The 17,003-nt window shown below is 62.0% G+C and carries 15 protein-coding genes and 1 pseudogene; 11 read left to right on the forward strand and 5 right to left on the reverse strand.

The window, feature by feature from the left end; translation table 11 throughout:
• Positions 1-27: 27 nt before the first annotated feature.
• From ACTJKE_RS34255 to ACTJKE_RS34270, 4 genes are all read right to left on the reverse strand, one after another.
• Entirely contained in the window at positions 28-792 is a 765-nt protein-coding gene (locus tag ACTJKE_RS34255; RefSeq protein ID WP_058327873.1) for an amino acid ABC transporter ATP-binding protein, read from the reverse strand.
• A complete protein-coding gene (locus tag ACTJKE_RS34260; protein WP_113514044.1) occupies positions 789-1,715 on the reverse strand; it encodes an amino acid ABC transporter permease in 927 nt (308 codons plus the stop codon). The genes ACTJKE_RS34255 and ACTJKE_RS34260 overlap by 4 nt, the downstream gene beginning before the upstream one ends.
• 443 nt (positions 1,716-2,158) lie before the next feature.
• A complete protein-coding gene (locus ACTJKE_RS34265) occupies positions 2,159-3,397 on the reverse strand; it encodes an NAD(P)/FAD-dependent oxidoreductase (protein WP_440639503.1) in 1,239 nt (412 codons plus the stop codon).
• A 24-nt stretch (positions 3,398-3,421) separates the two neighbouring features.
• Positions 3,422-4,246, reverse strand: a complete 825-nt coding sequence (locus tag ACTJKE_RS34270; RefSeq protein ID WP_440639501.1) for a M55 family metallopeptidase — start codon at positions 4,244-4,246, stop codon at positions 3,422-3,424.
• A gap of 112 nt (positions 4,247-4,358) precedes the next feature.
• Here ACTJKE_RS34270 and ACTJKE_RS34275 point away from each other — a divergent pair, with 112 nt between their 5' ends.
• The 11 genes and pseudogenes from ACTJKE_RS34275 to ACTJKE_RS34325 form a co-directional block, all read left to right on the forward strand.
• Positions 4,359-5,816, forward strand: coding sequence for a M81 family metallopeptidase (locus ACTJKE_RS34275; RefSeq protein WP_440693723.1), 1,458 nt, complete (start codon positions 4,359-4,361; stop codon positions 5,814-5,816).
• A gap of 200 nt (positions 5,817-6,016) precedes the next feature.
• Positions 6,017-6,649: a helix-turn-helix domain-containing protein gene (locus tag ACTJKE_RS34280; RefSeq protein WP_058327870.1), complete on the forward strand. Its 633-nt coding sequence runs from the start codon at positions 6,017-6,019 to the stop codon at positions 6,647-6,649.
• A 93-nt stretch (positions 6,650-6,742) separates the two neighbouring features.
• Positions 6,743-8,314 (forward strand): ABC transporter substrate-binding protein, encoded by a 1,572-nt coding sequence (locus ACTJKE_RS34285; protein WP_245296145.1) that lies wholly within the window; start codon positions 6,743-6,745, stop codon positions 8,312-8,314.
• Positions 8,315-8,450: 136 nt separating this feature from the next.
• Entirely contained in the window at positions 8,451-9,464 is a 1,014-nt protein-coding gene (locus tag ACTJKE_RS34290; protein WP_058324297.1) for an ABC transporter permease, read from the forward strand.
• Positions 9,465-9,466: 2 nt separating this feature from the next.
• The gene (ddpC, locus tag ACTJKE_RS34295; RefSeq protein WP_440693726.1) at positions 9,467-10,375 is read left to right on the forward strand and encodes a D,D-dipeptide ABC transporter permease; all 909 of its coding nucleotides are present in this window, start codon (positions 9,467-9,469) and stop codon (positions 10,373-10,375) included.
• Positions 10,375-11,394, forward strand: a complete 1,020-nt coding sequence (locus ACTJKE_RS34300) for an ABC transporter ATP-binding protein (protein ID WP_440639491.1) — start codon at positions 10,375-10,377, stop codon at positions 11,392-11,394. The genes ddpC and ACTJKE_RS34300 overlap by 1 nt, the downstream gene beginning before the upstream one ends.
• Entirely contained in the window at positions 11,391-12,383 is a 993-nt protein-coding gene (locus ACTJKE_RS34305) for an oligopeptide/dipeptide ABC transporter ATP-binding protein (protein ID WP_440693728.1), read from the forward strand. Before ACTJKE_RS34300 ends, ACTJKE_RS34305 begins: the two co-directional genes overlap by 4 nt.
• A gap of 353 nt (positions 12,384-12,736) precedes the next feature.
• On the forward strand, positions 12,737-13,561 hold the full coding sequence (locus tag ACTJKE_RS34310) for a creatininase family protein (protein ID WP_113514060.1): 825 nt from the start codon (positions 12,737-12,739) through the stop codon (positions 13,559-13,561).
• A 60-nt stretch (positions 13,562-13,621) separates the two neighbouring features.
• The gene (locus ACTJKE_RS34315) at positions 13,622-15,241 is read left to right on the forward strand and encodes an ABC transporter substrate-binding protein (RefSeq protein WP_440693730.1); all 1,620 of its coding nucleotides are present in this window, start codon (positions 13,622-13,624) and stop codon (positions 15,239-15,241) included.
• A gap of 92 nt (positions 15,242-15,333) precedes the next feature.
• Positions 15,334-16,092, forward strand: a complete 759-nt coding sequence (gene kduD / locus ACTJKE_RS34320; protein ID WP_440661753.1) for a 2-dehydro-3-deoxy-D-gluconate 5-dehydrogenase KduD — start codon at positions 15,334-15,336, stop codon at positions 16,090-16,092.
• Between the two features lie 54 nt (positions 16,093-16,146).
• A pseudogene (locus ACTJKE_RS34325) lies at positions 16,147-16,378 on the forward strand (helix-turn-helix domain-containing protein); the annotation flags it as partial.
• Positions 16,379-16,484: 106 nt separating this feature from the next.
• Here the strand turns inward: ACTJKE_RS34325 and ACTJKE_RS34330 are convergent.
• A complete protein-coding gene (locus ACTJKE_RS34330; protein WP_058328599.1) occupies positions 16,485-16,835 on the reverse strand; it encodes a hypothetical protein in 351 nt (116 codons plus the stop codon).
• Positions 16,836-17,003: the final 168 nt, after the last annotated feature.

Raw genomic sequence — 17,003 nt, forward strand, 5'->3', positions numbered from 1 at the left:
GTTCTCCCTCTTTTTGAACTCTTGTCTTCAGGCCAGCACGCGGCTGAGGAAACTCCGCACGCGCGGGTCGCCGGGGTTGCCCAGAACTTGCGTGGGTACGCCCATCTCCCGGATCTCGCCGTCGATCATCACCACGACGCGGTCGGCGACCTCCCGGGCAAAGCCGATCTCGTGGGTGACGACGATCATCGTGGTGCCGCCGCGCGCCAGATTGCGCATGACTTCCAGAACCTCGCCGACGAGTTCTGGATCGAGCGCGCTGGTCGGCTCGTCGAAGAGCATGACACGTGGCTCCATTGCGAGCGCCCGGGCGATTGCCACGCGCTGCTTCTGGCCGCCGGAAAGCTGCGACGGATAACTCGATGCCTTGGCCGCCATGCCGACCTGCTCGAGCAGGCCCATGGCACGGGCTTCGGCCTCGGCGCGGCTCAAGCCGCGTACTACCATCGGTCCCTCGGTGACGTTGCCGAGCACCGTTCGGTGCGCGAAAAGATTGAAATGCTGGAACACCATGCCGAGCTGGCTCTGCTGCGCCCGGAGCCGTTTGACCGGCAATTCCTCAAGCGCGCCGCGGCTGAGCTCGTAGCCCATGATCGCGCCGTCAACCCAGACATAGCCGCCATTCGGCGTTTCCAGATGGTTGATGCAGCGCAGGAAGGTGCTCTTGCCACTGCCCGAGGGCCCGAGGATGCAGAGCACCTCCCCATAGGTGACTTCCAGATCGAGACCCTTCAGGACCTCGTGGCTGCCAAAACTCTTGCGGATACCGACCGCCTTGACTGCGAGTGTCATGCTTCCCCCGAGGCGACGGGACGACGCGCCCATCCTTTGAACCAGCGGCGCTCGCTGGTTGCGGCTGCGGTATCGCGGCCGAAATGGCGTTCGAGATAGTATTGGCCGATGGAAAGAACGGTGGTTCCCGCCAGATACCAGACGGCGCAGACGAACAGCAGTTCGATGACGGCACCGTTGATGAAGTAGATGCGCTGCGCAGCATTCAGCATTTCGCCCATGGCGATGGTGGCAGCGAGCGAGGAAAACTTCAGCATGCCGATGGCGCTGTTGCCAAGCACGGGCAGGATCAGCCGCAAGGTCTGCGGCAGAATGATGCGCCGCATCGTCTGGCCCGGCGTCATGCCGAGCGTATGGGCAGCTTCCTTCTGGCCCTTATCGACCGAAGAGATGCCGCCGCGCACCACTTCCGTCAGATAGGAGCCTTCGTTCACGCCGAGACCGAGGACAGCCGCGACGAACGGCGTCACCACGTCGACCATGCGGGCATCGATGAGCCCGGGGATATAGAGGCGCGGGAAGACCAGCGCGATGTTGAACCAGATGAGCAACTGCAGCAGCACCGGCGTGCCGCGGAACACCCAGACATAGAGCCATGCAGCAAAGCGCAGGATCGGATTTTCCGAAAGCCGCATGATGCCGAAAGCGAAACCAAGAAAGACGCCAAGCACCAGCGCACAGGCCGAGATCAGCAGCGTCCAACCGAAGCCGGTGATGATGACGCCAGCCGTCAGGAACTCGCCGACCACCGTCCACTGGATTTGCCCGACCGCGAAGGCGCGCCCGATTACAGCAAGCAGCAGGATGACGAGACCGCCACTGATCCACCGCCAGGGGTGGTGCAGTGGGCGGATGGCGACATCCGGACCGGGAAGGTCTGCGAGTGACAGCGCGGACGTTGAAGATGAGTGAGAGTGGTGCATGGCATCCAATTGTAGGGTTAGGCCTACAACTTGATAGAAGCACGCCTAAACCGAGTCAAGCTGGCGACCGGAGAATATTTCCGCCTGTGCATATTCGTGCTGAATGCGCTGGAGGATTGGAAGTCAGCGGCCGCGAGGAACGGTATGATCGAAAAACGATCGCCGCCGGCACGGGGAACCGGCGAGGGGGACAGCTTCTCAAGCGCTAAGCGCGCCGCCGCGCTGGCATCTTCCGGGATGCAGCCGCATGAAGGCTGTACCGGGACGGAACCGAACTGTCCGTTGAAAAGAAAATAAGGAAGGCTGGGGCGCTCCATGAGCGTTACCGGTGTTTGCCAACTGCACCGTTAAGACTGACGAGACGCTGAAAGTCTCGCCAGTCCGCAAGTGCTCGTGCTCGTAATCCTACCCAGCGTCCATGCCGAACGGCGCCAAGCGGCGCGTTATGTCCAGCCTCGCGCGGATGGCGTCAGGGGCAAGGCGAGCGGATTGCCGTGTCTCCCCTCGATTTGCTCCGCCAGAAGGAAGGCGGTCGTCGGGCCCAATGTGAAGCCCTGATGGCCGTGGCCGAAATGGAACCAGAGGCCCTTATGCCGGGTCGGGCCGACGACGGGCAGCATGTCGGGCATGCAGGGGCGGGTGCCCGACCAAGGCGTGGCTTCGACGGGCTCGCGCAGGCCAAAAAGCTCGCGCGCGGCATTGGCGGCATGCAGTATCTGCCGCGATGCCGGCGCTGTGCCCGGCGGCGCCATATGCGCACCGGTCAAAACTCGCCACCCTGTGTTCATCGGCGCAACCAGCGTGGAACGGTCGACATCCAGCATCGAGATGCGCGGTCCGTTCGGACCTGCGAAATGCCTGTGATAACCGCGCTTGAACACCATGGGGATGTGATAGCCGAACGTCTTCGCGAGCGTCGGCGACCATGGACCCAAGGCGACGACCGCGTTCTGTGCCGTAAATGTGCCGTCCTCGGACAACACCTGCCAGCCGGCGCCATTCTTCAGCAGGCTCAGGGCGTCGCCGCGGGCCAGCGTTCCGCCGCGCGCAACGAAGAGGGCGGCGTAGCGCGCGACCAGTTCACCCGGATCACGGCAGGTCCAGGGTGACGTCCAATGGACCGCACCCGCGAGCCGAGATTGCAGCGCCGGTTCGCTTGCCGCGAGTTCATCTGCACCAAGCACCGTCGACGGCACGCCGTAGACACGCTTCAACCGTTCCGCGGTGGCGGCAGCCGCTTCGAATGTCGCAGGTGTACGATAGACCGCGCGCCAGCCCTGCCGGACGATGAGTTCCCCAGCGCCGGCGGGTTCGATGAAACGCGCGTGATCGTCACTCGCACGCAGCGCGAGCTGTGAATAGGCCGCGATGGTCCTCGCGTAAGGCGCGGGCGCCGACTGCGCAAAATAGCGCCAGAGCGGCCCCACCAGCTGTGGCATATCGCGCAGCCGCCAATCGACGTTGTTGCCGCGCTTGAGCGCCACCCTCGCGATCTCGGTCATGGAGCGAGGGAAGGCATAGGGCTCGACGGCCTCAGTCTGGATGATGCCGGCGTTGCCGTAGCTGGTTTCCCGGCCCGGCGCCTTGCGATCCAGCAGCACCACCTGATGCCCACTCTCCTGCAATGCGAGCGCGGTTGAGACGCCGACCATGCCGGCGCCGAGGACGATGGAGGTAGTCATTGTTTGATTCCGCAGAAGGTCTCGTCAGAAAGTCAGGCGCGAATTGTAGCCGACCACGAATTGGATGAAGCGCGAGACGTCGACCATGTCGTCACCCTGGTACCGGATCGTGTAACCATCGGTGCGCTCGACGCCCTTGAGGTAGGAAAGGTACTCGGCCGGCAGGCGATTTCGGAACACGATCTCCAGCGTCGGGTTTTCCAGCTTGAACGGCTTTGCCGAAGCCGCCCTGGACAATGCCTTCTTGACGCCCTCGCGGATGCGTCGATGTCCGACGGCCGGTGTGAGCGTAATCGCCGATTGCGTGCTGTAGACCTGCTTCACCGGTACCGCAACGATGTCTCCGATGACCTGGCTTATCTCGTCCAATGCCACATTGTCGCCCGAGGCGAGCAGCACCGGCACGCCAAAATGCCCGGCGATGGCGGCGTTGATGCCAGCCTCAGGCATGACAACGCCGTTGATCCGCACTTCGGCAAAAGCTGTGCCGCCGATCGTGTGCGACAGCACGCCTCCGATATGACTTGCGCCGGCGTGATAGCCGAGAAGCATGGCGCCGACGAAGGACCCGAGCTCGACGCCCTGCATCATCATCAGCGGTCGCGGCCAACTGCGGACGATCTGCACATAGTCGGGCAGGCGGTCGATCAGGATGCTCTCGCCATTCCCGTGAGAATCGCTGAGGATGACTTCCTCTACACCTTCCTCATGCGCAGCCTCGCAGGCATGGACCACTGTGTCCGTCATCCAGCCGCGGGCGTTCTCATATTCGAAACCTTCGGGCATCAGCTGGTCGCGGCTCACGACCCCGACGATCCCTTCGATATCAGCGGAAATATAGACGCGCACTCCTGCCTCCCCAGTCAGCCGCGTCATGGACGCGGATAATGCATTTGACTTTCCGACGATAAACATAGTTTTATGATTAGAAAATATCTTTCTTGATAGGCGAGAGGTAAAAATGAAACTGTTCATCGCTGGGCTGGACACCGAGACCAACACATTTTCGCCGATGCAGACGGGCCTAGAGGCCTTCCGGGAAAACCTGATCGCCTACGGCGATGCCACCAGCAGGCCGCTCAACTGCTGCTCGTCGCAGATGTCTGTCTGGCGCAAGGCCGCTCAAGAAAAGGCCTGGTGCGTGGTGGAGAGCCTGTGCGCCGTGGCCGAGCCAGGCGGCAGGACCACGCGGGCGGTCTATGAGAGCTTCCGCGCCACCATCCTTGGCGACCTCAAGGCGGCCATGCCGGTCGATGCCGTCATGCTTGCCCTGCACGGCGCCTGCGTCGCCGAAGGCTATGACGATGTCGAGGGGGATCTGATCGAGCATGTGCGCGGCCTGGTCGGGCCGAATGTGCCGGTCGCCGCCGAACTTGATCTGCATTGCCATATCACCGACCGCATGCTCGCCAATGCGACCATGATCGCCACCTACAAGGAATATCCGCATACGGACATCGAGGAGGTTGCCGGCCAGTTGTTCCGGCTGGTGGAGCGGACGCTCGCCGGCGAAGTGCGACCGGCCATGGGCGTTTATGACTGCCGCATGATCAACACCTTCCACCCGCATCGCGCACCGTTGCGCGGCATTGTCGACCGCATGAAGGCGATGGAGGGGCAGGATGGCGTGCTGTCGGTCTCCTTCGGCCACGGCTTCCCCTGGGGCGACGTCGAGGATGTCGGCGCCAAGATGCTGGTCGTGACCGACAATGACCCGGAAAAGGCGGCCCACACCGCTCGGTCCTTCGGCCGGGAGATATTCGATGCGCGCGAAGAAATGCGGGGGGACTATCTCGGTATCGACGCGGCGCTGGATCGGGCCGTCGCGGCGAAGAGCGGACCGGTCGTGCTGGCCGACGTCTCCGACAATGCAGGCGGTGGGGCGCCTGGAGACTCGACATTCATCCTCAGCCGCATCATCGAGCGCGGCATCGAAGACGTGGCAACCTGCCTCTATTGGGACCCGATTGCGGTGCGCATGTGCCGCGAGGCGGGAGAGGGGGCGACATTGGCGCTCAGGATCGGCGGCAAGGTTGGGCCGGCTTCTGGCGATCCGCTCGATTTGACGGTGACGGTCAGGCGCATCGCTTCGGGCATTACCCAGCGCTTCGGTCCGACGCCGCTTGGCATCGGTGACGCCGTATGGGTCAGTGCCGGCAGCGTCGACATCGTGCTGAACACCGTGCGCACCCAAACCTTCCACCCGGAATGCATGAGCGCGCTGGGCCTGGACCCCGCGAAAAAGAAGATCGTCGTGGTGAAATCCAGCAACCACTTCCGCGCAGGCTTCGAACCGATCGCGCGCGAAATTCTCTACATCAGCGCGCCCGGTGCCCTGCAGCCCTCCTTCGAGGAACTGGCCTTTACCAAGCTGAAGCGGCCCTATTGGCCCAGGGTCGCCAACCCATTCGAGGGGTAGGGCAAGGGCGGTATCGATCCGAAGACGATCGCGGGCAGGGTGTCGCCGGCACGCATTGCCTTCGAGGGCAATGTTGATTTCGGCCACGTATTATAGGAAATGGTTTTCCTATCATGCCAGTCGGATTCTGCCGCGTCGCGGGCTGAGCCGAGATCGGCACGCGGTCCGGAACGGCTGCAGGCAAATTGGAGACGCCAACGATGACCGATGCGAAATCCAGCCTCGGCGATATCCTGAAGGAGATTCGCAACCGCCATCGCTGGACGTTGGCAGAGGTGAGTTCCATGACCGGGCTTGCGGTCTCGACCCTTTCTAAGGTCGAAAACAACCAGATGCAGCTCACTTACGACCGGCTGATCCAGCTCGCCCAGGGCCTGAAGGTCGACATCGTCGAGCTTTTCGGGACCATGGCGGGCGCTGAGGAAGCCCCCAACATGCTGGGGCGGCGCACCTACACCAAGTCCGGCGACGGGCGGGCGATCATCACGCAGAACTACGACTATCTCTATGTTTGCACGGAGATTTCTAAGAAGTCGATGGTTCCGATCGTGGCGGTAGCCCGGGCACGCACACTTGAGGAGTTTGGGCCGCTTATCCGGCACAAGGGCGAGGAGTTCTTCTACGTTCTCGAAGGGGAACTGGAACTTCACACCGAGATCTATGCGCCCTTGCGGCTCAAGAAGGGCGATTCCTGCTACTTCGACGCGATAATGGGTCACGCCTATCTCAGCGTCAGCGAAGAACCTGCGCAAATCCTGTGCGTTTGCTCGACCCCCGAAACCGAGCTGGTCTCCACACTGGCGAACGCACAGACGATCAAGCTCAAAAGCTAAACGAAGATAAAAAACAAATACGATAAGAAAAAATATTGCACTTAGGAAAATCGTCTCCTACTCTAGTGCTGCGGTTGGTGCCGGGAGGGCATCGTGCGCCGCAGTTCTGGGGAGGACTACGAGATGAACGGTTCCAAGTGGAAATCGATCGGCGTTGCATTGCTTCTGGCATCGACGCCTCTTTCCGGCGCGATCGCAGCGCAGGACGTGCTGGTGATGGCGCGAGCGGAAGATCCGCCGACCGCCGATCCTGGAGTTGAAATCAGCAACAGCGGCTACACACTGATTTATGCCGCCTATGAAAGGCTCGTCGCCTACAAGGGCGGCTCAACGGAGGTCGGGCCCGAACTGGCTGAAAGCTGGACCGCCGACGATGCCGGCCTCGTGTGGACCTTCAAGCTCGCCAGCGGCCACAAGTTCGATGACGGTTCACCAGTCGACGCCGCCGCCGTCAAATTCAGCTTCGACCGGCTGATGAAGCTGAAGGCCGGACCGTCCGACGCGTTCCCGGTGCTGAAGGAGGTCGAGGTCGTCGATCCGCAGACTGTCAGATTTCATCTGACGGCGCCGTTCGCGCCGTTCATCTCGACGCTCGCCGTCTCCGGGGCAGCGATCATCAATCCCAAGGTGATGGAGCATGAAACGGACGGCGATATGGCGAAGGCCTGGCTTGCCGAGCACTCCGCCGGCAGCGGGCCCTACCGTATCGCCTCCTGGGAGCGCAACCAGAGCATCGTGCTCGACCGCAACTCACACTACGCAGGCACTGAGCCGGCGCTGAAACAGGTCGTCATTCGCATCGTCGGCGACGTGTCGGCCCGCCGCCTTCAGTTGATCAACGGCGATGCCGACATCATCGAACAGATCCCGCTCGATCAGGCGGAGGCGCTGCAAAAGGACGCTTCCGTCGTGGTCGAGAGCAATCCCAGTATGTATGTGAACTACATCTACATGAACAACCGCCAGCCGCCGCTCGACGACGCCAAGGTTCGCAAGGCGATTTCCTATGCGGTCGACTATCAAGGCATCATCGACGGCATCATGCTCGGCCAGGCCAAGCAAATGCGCGGCGCGGTGCCGAGCGGCATGTGGGGACACGACCCGCAGGGCTTCCAGTACACATACGACATTGAGAAGGCCAAGGCTCTGCTTGCCGACTCCGGCAAGAGCGATATTCACCTGACCTATACCTTCTCTCAGGCGGACCCTGCCTGGGAGCCGGTCGGGCTGGCGCTGCAGGCGTCACTGGCTGAAATCGGCATCAAGCTCGATCTGCAGGCGGTCGCCGACACGACCAAACGCGAACTGGTGGCCAACGGCAAATTCGATATGGCTCCCGGTGCCTGGACGCCTGACTTTGCCGACCCCTACATGTTCATGAACTACTGGTTCGATGCCGACAAAATGGGTGGTCCGGGCAACCGTTCCTTCTACAGCAACAAGCAGGTGACCGATCTCGTGCGTGAGGCGGGATCGATCGTCGACGAGGACAAGCGCAAGGCTCTTTACATCGAGGCGCAGAAGCTTTCGACTGAGGACGCGCCCTATCTCTACATCATGGAAAAGAATGACATCTTCGCCCGCCGCACAGCGGTGAAGGGCTATGTCTACAATCCCATGCTGATCCAGGTTTACAACTTCGGAACGATGTCGAAGACGGAGTGAGGGAGCCGGATTGAAGCGATCCTGTCGCCTTAACGGGCCTCATTCCACAGAACACCTGCCGCCGGCCTTAGCGGCCATGGCGGCAGGGTTTCAACGTTTCCCAAGCTAGGTTTTCGTGCCGGAAGGGCTACCATCCATGGCAATCACCCGCATCATCATTCCGCGTCTGATATTGCTGCTTTTTGTGGTGCTCGGGGTCGCGGTCATCACCTTCACGATCTCTCACCTCATTCCGGGAGATCCCGCGCGCATGATTGCGGGCGATAGGGCAAGCGCCGAAACGCTTGAGAACGTCAGGCGCAACCTGGGTCTGGATCGCCCGGTCGTCGAACAATTCACCATCTATATCGGCAATCTCCTGCAGGGCGATCTGGGAACGTCCTTGCGGACCAACCGCCCGGTTGCAGCCGATATTCGCACCTTCTTGCCCGCAACACTGGAACTCGGAACGGTCGCGCTCTTCATCGCGATCTGTCTGGGCGTACCACTCGGCGTGCTGTCGGCCGTCTACAAGGACGGCCCGATCGACCAGATCGCGCGGACGGTCTCCGTCTGCGGCATCTCGATGCCGGTGTTCTGGTTCGGCCTGATCCTGATCTACCTCTTCTACGCCAAGTTCCAGATACTGCCTGGCAGCGGGCGCCTGGCCATGGGCATCGTTGCACCAGAACGCATCACCGGATTCCTGCTGATCGACTCTCTGCTGCAAGGCCGCTTCGATGCCTTTCGCAGCGCCGTCTACCACATCATCCTGCCGGGCTTTGTGTTGGCCTTCGCCAATATGGGCGTGATCACCCGCCAGATCCGCGCCTCGATGCTGGATGTGCTGCAGGAAGATTATATCCGCACCGCCCGCGCCAGCGGCCTGCGCAAGGGCATGATCGTCTTCAACTACGCTCTCAGAAACGCGCTGATCCCTTCGATCACCCTGTTGGGACTGGCGCTTGGCGACCTTCTCTATGGAGCAGTGCTTACCGAGACGATCTTCGCCTGGCCCGGCATGGGCACCTATGTCGTGACCTCCATTCAGACGCTCGATTTTCCCGCCATCATGGGTTTCACGATTGTCGCATCCATCGGCTATGTGCTGATCAACCTCCTGGTCGATCTCGCCTACATGCTCGCCGACCCGCAGATCAGGGAGGTCTGATCATGTCCGCCGTCATGCCGACAGAACCTGCTGCATCGACTACCGCAGCCCGCAGGACCCAGTCCATCTCCGAGCGGCTGCACTATCTGTGGTACCTGAGCCGCCGCAGCCCGCTGACCCTGGTTGGCGCTGCCATCATTCTGCTCGTTCTCATCATGATCATCGCTGCACCGGTGATCGCGCCGTACAATCCGGACAAGGTTTCCCTGACGGCGCGCCTGTTGCCGCCAAGTGCCGCGCATTGGTTCGGCACGGACGAGGTTGGCCGCGACCTGTTCTCACGCGTGATCTATGGGGCGAGGGCGTCCTGCGGCGCCGCCTTCATGATCGTCCTGATTTCGATGTCGGTCGGGGTGCTGATCGGCTGTTTTTCCGGCGTGGTCGGCGGACGGGTCGATACCGCCATCATGCGGCTCATGGATGTCGTCCTTGCTCTGCCGGCGCTGGTGCTGGCCATGGCGCTGGCCGCAGCCCTTGGCCCGAGCCTGTTCAACTCCATGCTGGCCGTGGCGATCGTGCGTATTCCCGCCTATGTGCGCCTGGCCCGCGGTCAAACGCTTTCCTTGCGCGAGCAGGTCTTCGTGAAGGCGTCGCGCACCTTCGGCGCTTCGCCGTTCTACATTCTCCGCTGGCATATCCTGCCGAACGCGATGTCGCCGATCATCGTGCAGGCGACGCTCGATCTTGGCGGCGTCGTGCTGATCGCAGCCGCCCTCAGTTTCATCGGCCTCGGTGCCCAGCCGCCCACCTCCGAATGGGGCGCGCTGGTCAGCAGCGGCCGCAGCTACATGCTCGATCAGTGGTGGTACGCGACCTTCCCGGGTCTTGCCATTCTGATCACGGCGATGGGATGCAATCTCATTGGCGACGGCATCCGCGATATGCTCGACCCGCGCTTGAGGGGCAGATGATGACAGGCACGGCAGAACGACGCGGCCAGGCGCTGGCCATTCACAATCTGTCGCTGGAGTTTCCAACCTTCAGCGGCGCGATCAAGGCGCTCGACAACGTGTCGATCAATGTCGGAAAGGCCGAGATCGTCGGGATCGTCGGCGAGTCCGGCTGCGGCAAATCGGTAACGACCATGGCCGCCACTGGGCTGCTGCCCAGGGGTCGCTACAGGATCACCAGCGGCTCGGTCACGCTCTTTGGCCATAGCACCCTCGCCATGGACGACAGCCAGCTGCAGGATGTGCGCGGCAAGGTGTTCTCGACCATCTTTCAAGAGCCGATGAACGCGCTGAACCCGACGATCCGCATCGGCAAGCAACTGACTGACGTCATCATGCGCCACGAGGAGACAAGCTTGCCGGATGCCCGGCGCATTGCGCGGGATATTCTTGCCGACATGCTGATCGGCGAGCCCGAGCGGGTGATGAAGCTCTATCCGTTCGAACTCTCCGGCGGCATGCGGCAACGCGTGCTGATCGCCATGGCGTTCTCCTGCAATCCCGGCCTCATCATCGCCGACGAGCCGACGACCGCGCTCGATGTCACTGTCCAGGCCGTGATCCTACGGCTGATCCAGAACCGTGCGCGCCGCACCGGCACATCGGTGATCTTCATCTCGCACAACGTCGCCGTCGTGTCGCAGCTCTGCGACCGGCTCTACGTGATGTATGCCGGACGGATCGTTGAGCATGGTGCGACCCGCACCGTGCTCGAGGCGCCGCAGCATCCCTATACCCAGGCGCTATTGCGCTGTCTGCCGGAGCGGGTGGCGCCGAAACAGGAGCTCGAAGCGATCCCCGGTGCGGTGCCTAATCTCCTGCATCCACCGGCGGGCTGCTATTTCCAGCCGCGATGCAAGGAAGCGGTTGATCTCTGTCGATCCCAGTCTCCGCAGTTGGCCGGGGCCGATAGCCAACAGGTGGCGTGCTGGCGGCGCGGTGTCGCGCCAGTACTATCAGAGCAAGGGAGCCGCCAATGACGGCAGGCGTTGAAACGATGGCGCAGCCGGTTCTGGAGGTTTCCGATCTCCATGTGCGCTTCCCGGCGTCCCGCAACTGGCTCGGGCGCCCCACCTCGCATGTGCACGCCGTCAACGGCGTCACCCTTAGAGTTCGTGCCGGCAGAAGCCTCGGCATTGTCGGCGAGTCCGGTTGCGGCAAGAGTACGTTCGCCCAGGCAATCATCGGGCTTGCGCGATACGAGCAGGGCAGGGTGGCGATCGACGGTCAGGATTTTCAGGCAGCGCAGGGGAGAGAGAGGCGCCAGCTGCGGCAGAAGATGCAGATCGTGTTCCAAGATCCGCAATCCTCGCTCGATCGGCGCCTACCGGTGTGGCGGCTCATCAGCGAACCGCTGCATATTCGCGGCGGGCATAGCAACGCCGAGCTGCATGCGAAGGCTGAACAACTGGCGACCGCCGTCGGTCTTAGGCCGGAACATCTCGATCGTCTGCCACACGAGTTTTCAGGCGGACAGCGACAACGCATCGCAATCGCCCGCGCCATCAGCACGGATCCCGACCTCATGGTCCTGGACGAGCCCACATCAGCGCTCGATGTGTCGGTGCAGGCGCAGATCATCAACCTGCTTCTGAAACTGCAGCGGGAGCGGGGGCTCGCCTACCTCATGATCTCGCACGATGTCGCACTCGTGCGCCACTTCTGCGACGATGTCGCGGTGATGTATCTCGGCCAGATCGTTGAATCAGGCCCGGCCGAAGAGGTCCTGGGCGACCCTCGGCACCCATACACCCAAACGCTGCTGGCCGCGGCTCCGAGTTTCGCAAGTCCCTTGCCGACCATTGCCGACGTGCGGACCGCCGAGCTTCCAAACAACCGAAAACTGCCAGCCGGTTGCTTCTACAAGGAACGCTGCGGCAAGGCGGCCGCCGGCTGCGAGGCGCCGCAGGTTCTCCAGCACCTCGGCGAGGGCGCACGCAGGGCAAGGTGCCATCTGGCGCAGGGGTGAGGCGCAGACGAGCGTTATAGACACGCTCCGCCGGCCGTTGACACGGCTGGCGGCGTGGCCGCTCCATGTCATTTGATGCGCTGTTCCGATATTTTAAGAAATATAATTTTCTTATAGGAAATAATTTGATTGATATTTCCGACTGTGCATATTTGGAGCGGATCGCACCGCTGCACTCGAACGAAGCGCGACCTACGCCGCCGGAGACTACTTTGACCTGATCAATGCCGATCGGTGCCCCCGGTCAGCTGCCGCTTCCGAATCTTTCCCCATGTCGGCGGACGCCGTCGCGCGTGCGGCAGTCCACGCGGCTACGAGCCGAAATGAATTTGTTCTGATGAAAGAGGCCTAAGATGAAGAAGGAAGTCGAATGGGCGCGCATGACCGCACCCAGCCTGCGTGAACTCGCCGGAAAACCGGGCGCGCTTGCCGTTCTGCCGATCGGTTCGCTGGAACAGCATGGGCCGCACCTGCCTGTCATTACCGACACCGCCAGCGCATCGGCCGCGGCCATCCGTGCCGCCCGTCTCGTGGCCGATGACATCCCGGTCGCCGTTCTTCCCGGCCTGTGGCTCGGCATGAGCGAGCACCATCTGCCTTTCGGCGGCACCATCACGCTCGACTACGATACGCTGAGCCGCGTCATTCGCTGCATCGTCCGATCGCTGAAGACGCTCGGTTTCGCGCGGCTGTTCATCGTCAACGGTCACGGCGGCAACATGGACCCGCTCGCGGTTGCCGTGCGCGAACTGACGGTCGAGTTCGCCATGCCGATCGTCGCCACGACGCCGTGGATGCTGGCACCAGAGGAGGCCAGCAAGATTTTCGAGGTCGACACCGGTGCGCACCATGCCTGCGAAGGCGAAGCGTCGGTCATGCTGGCGATCGTTCCGGATGCTGTAAAGACCGAGATGTTCGGTCAGGCCTTCGGCAACCAGCAGCATCCCGTTGACGTGCCGGCGGACGTGTCGCGCTTCTATTCCTTCGCCGAGCGGGCGCCGGTCACCGGCACCTGGGGCGATCCTCGCAGCGCAACCGCCGAAAAGGGTGAACGCTTCCTCGACCTGCAGGCGAACGAGTTGGTGAAGCTGATCCGCAACGACGTGCTTTGGACCGCTCCGGATCCGGTCTGGGCGCCCGGCCGTGGCCTCGGCACGACGGCCGGCAAAGCCGATTGACCTCAGCCGGTGAGCCATCCGCCGGGCATTCGCATTCCATTCCCAAGGGAGGACACGCCAATGACTTTGAAATTCGCGCGGACGCGCAAAACCCTTGTTTCCCTGTTTGCAGCAACCATGCTTTCTGGCGTGGCGCTGACGCCTGCCATGGCGAAGACGCTCGTCTATTGCTCGGAGGGCGCGCCAGAGGGGTTCGACGCAGCGCTCTACTCGGCCAACAGCACGTGGGATGCTTCGGCCGAGACGATCTACGATCGTCTCACTGAATTCGAGCCCGGCACCACCAACGTCGTTCCGGGCCTTGCCGAAAGCTGGACCATTTCCGAGGACAATTCCGAATACACGCTGAAACTGCGGAAAGGCGTGAAGTTCCAGTCGACGGATGATTTCACCCCGACACGGGACTTCAACGCCGACGACGTGCTCTTCACCTACATTCGCCAGTTGGACAAGGACGACCCGTGGAACAGCTACTTTCCTGGTGCGAACTGGGAGATGTTCAACGCGATGGACATGCCAACGGTCATCAAGGACATCGTCAAGGTCGATGAAATGACCGTCAAGTTCGTGCTGAAGCAACCGGATGCATCGCTTCCGGCGAAGCTTGCCCTGAACTTCGGCTCGATCATGTCGAAAGAGTATGCCGACAAGCTGGCGGCTGAGGGACGGCGCGAGGACCTCGACCGCAAGCCTGTCGGCACCGGGCCGTTCCGCTTTGTCGACTACCAGCAAGATGCGGCGATCCGCTTTGCAGCCAATGCAGACTATTGGGCGGGCGCGCCGGAGATCGACAATCTCATCTTCGCGATCACCACCGACCCGACGACACGCATGCAGAAACTTCAGGCGGGGGAATGCCATATCGCGCCGTACCCGGCGCCGGCCGATGTTGACGGGCTGAAGGCAAATCCGGACCTGACAGTATTGGAACAACCGGGTCTCAACGTCTCCTATCTCGCGATGAACACCTTGGTCGCGCCGTTCGACAAGCTGGAGGTGCGCCGCGCTATCAACATGGCTATCGACCGTAAAGCGATCGTTGATTCCGTCTATCAGGGCATGGGCCAGGTCGCCAAAAGCGTCCTGCCGCCGACGATGTGGGGCTATAACGGCAGCATCGAGGGCTACAGCTACGATCCGGAAGCGGCAAAGAAGCTTCTCGACGGAGCTGGCGTCAAAGATCTGAAGATGAAAATCTGGGCGATGCCCGTCAGCCGTCCGTATATGCCGAATGCCCGCCGCGCGGCCGAGCTGATGCAGGCGGACCTTGCCAAGGTCGGCATCGGTGTCGAGATCGTTTCCTATGAATGGGGCGAGTACCTGAAGAAGGTGCGCGACGAAGCGCGCGACGGCGCCGTCATCCTCGGCGGCACGAGCGACAATGGCGATCCGGACAACTTGCTCAGCTACTTTTTCAGCTGCTCCGGCGTCGGCGGGAGCAACAATGCCAACTGGTGCGACAAGCCGCTCGACGAGATCTTCCAGAAGGCGCGTACCAGCGAGGATCAGAGCGAGCGGACGAAACTGTACGAAGAAGCGCAGGCCATGATCAGCGACCAGGCACCTTGGGTTCCGATTGCTCATTCCACCGTTGTGCTGCCGATGTCGAAAAAGGTGAAGAACTACGTGATGGAACCCTTGGGTTCGCATCGATTCGACAAGGTCGATATCGAGGAATAATCCCAACACGTTGGGTTTCTGCGCGCCTGTTTCGGCAGGTGCGACAATGTCGATTACACCGACGTCGACCCGGTGCCGATGGAGGTGCTGCGATGAGCGACCCTTCCGCCTTCAGTCGGGTGGGAAGGCGTGTGCTGGTCACCGGCGCCAACACCGGGATAGGCCAAGGTATTGCAGTTTCGATCGGCCGGCCCGGCGGCGAGGTGGTCGCGGTCGGGCGCTCGTCCATGGCGGAGACGGTCGAAAAGGTCGAAGCAGCGGGCGGCAGGGTTGTGTCGTTTGCCTGCGATCTCGTCGATGGTGAGGCGGTCAAAACGTTGATCGATCGCGTCTGGGAGAAATGCGGCCCGCTGGACGGACTGGTCAACAATGCCGGGATCATCCGCCTGGCCGCCTCGGTCGAACTCTCCGAGGCCGACTGGGATCAGGTGATCGACCTGAACCTGAAGGCAACCTTTGTCCTGAGCCAGGCCTATGCCCGCCTTGCCTACGAGCGGGCAGGGCGAATCGTCAACATTGGCTCTCTGCTGTCCTTCCAGGGCGGTATTCGTGTCGCCTCCTACACGGCGTCAAAGCACGGGGTGCTGGGCATCACCCGTATCCTTGCCAACGAATGGGCAAGCCAGGGTATCAACGTCGATGCGATCGCCCCTGGCTACATCGTGTCCAACAACACCGAGGCGCTTCGCGCGGACGCCGATCGCAGCGCTGCGATCATCGATCGCATTCCTGCTGGCCGCTGGGGCATCCCCGAGGATATCGGCGATGCTGCCGTTTTCCTGCTCGCGCCGGCATCCAGCTATATGCACGGCGCGGTCCTCCCAGTTGATGGCGGCTGGTTGGTGCGATGAACGGAGATGCGTTGGCGGGCCGTTCAGTGACGCGAGCACGAAGCGCTTCGAAGTGACCGGCTGGCGTTGGCACGGCAGATGATGGAGCGGAAGCTGACCGGCCGACGCACCTCGTCGATGCGGCCGGAACTGATTGAGTTGGTCATGGCCATGCCGCTGGTCACGGGCGGTATGGCCCACCAAGGCGTTCGACTTTGGGCCGAAGGCAGCCCGCCGGATCGTCGGCAAGCTTGGCTTGCGGGAAATGATGGGGTGGGGGAGGTTTGGTGCGTGGGGCGTCCCATAACGGTAACGAGTACCGAACGCCTGCCGCGGTATGCTCGCGGATGGAGCGGGATGCGGCGCGAGTACCATCGGTGTCCCGCACCCCGCTTTACTGACCCCGGGGAGGGTTAGCGAACGTATATCGTCAGCCCGCCGTCGGTCGCCTGTTCAGCGCCGCCAATGTTGTCCATCTCGACGTTCTGCGCCTTCAGCTTTTCAGCCAAGGACTTGTTCGCTTTGACCGCCTCGAGCAGCGCCGCACGTTGTTCCGGCGTGGCATGCTCGACCCACATGCGCGTTTGGTTCTGCTCCGCAAGTGTGCTTACATCGACGACATTGATCTTGTCGCCGCTGTAGCTGCGCACAGTTTGCTCAATCTCTTTGGGCCAGTCCATTGCGGCACCTTGACCGTGCACGATTCCAACGAAGCTCAGGGCGGAGAGGCTGGCAATCATAGAAAAAGTCGCAATACGGTTCATTGTCATGCTCCTTCCTAGGTTTTGCGCTGGTGACCGGAGCGGCAACCAAGCGCGGCTGCTCAAGCAACTCGTCGCAGCTGAGATTACGCGAAACTCCACCGAGCGATATTGTCCTTAGGGGAAGTCGTCTGAACTTGCCGGCCGCTGGTAGGATCGACGGCCACGATA

The organism is Ensifer sp. 22521, from assembly GCF_052044795.1.
GTDB lineage: Bacteria > Pseudomonadota > Alphaproteobacteria > Rhizobiales > Rhizobiaceae > Ensifer.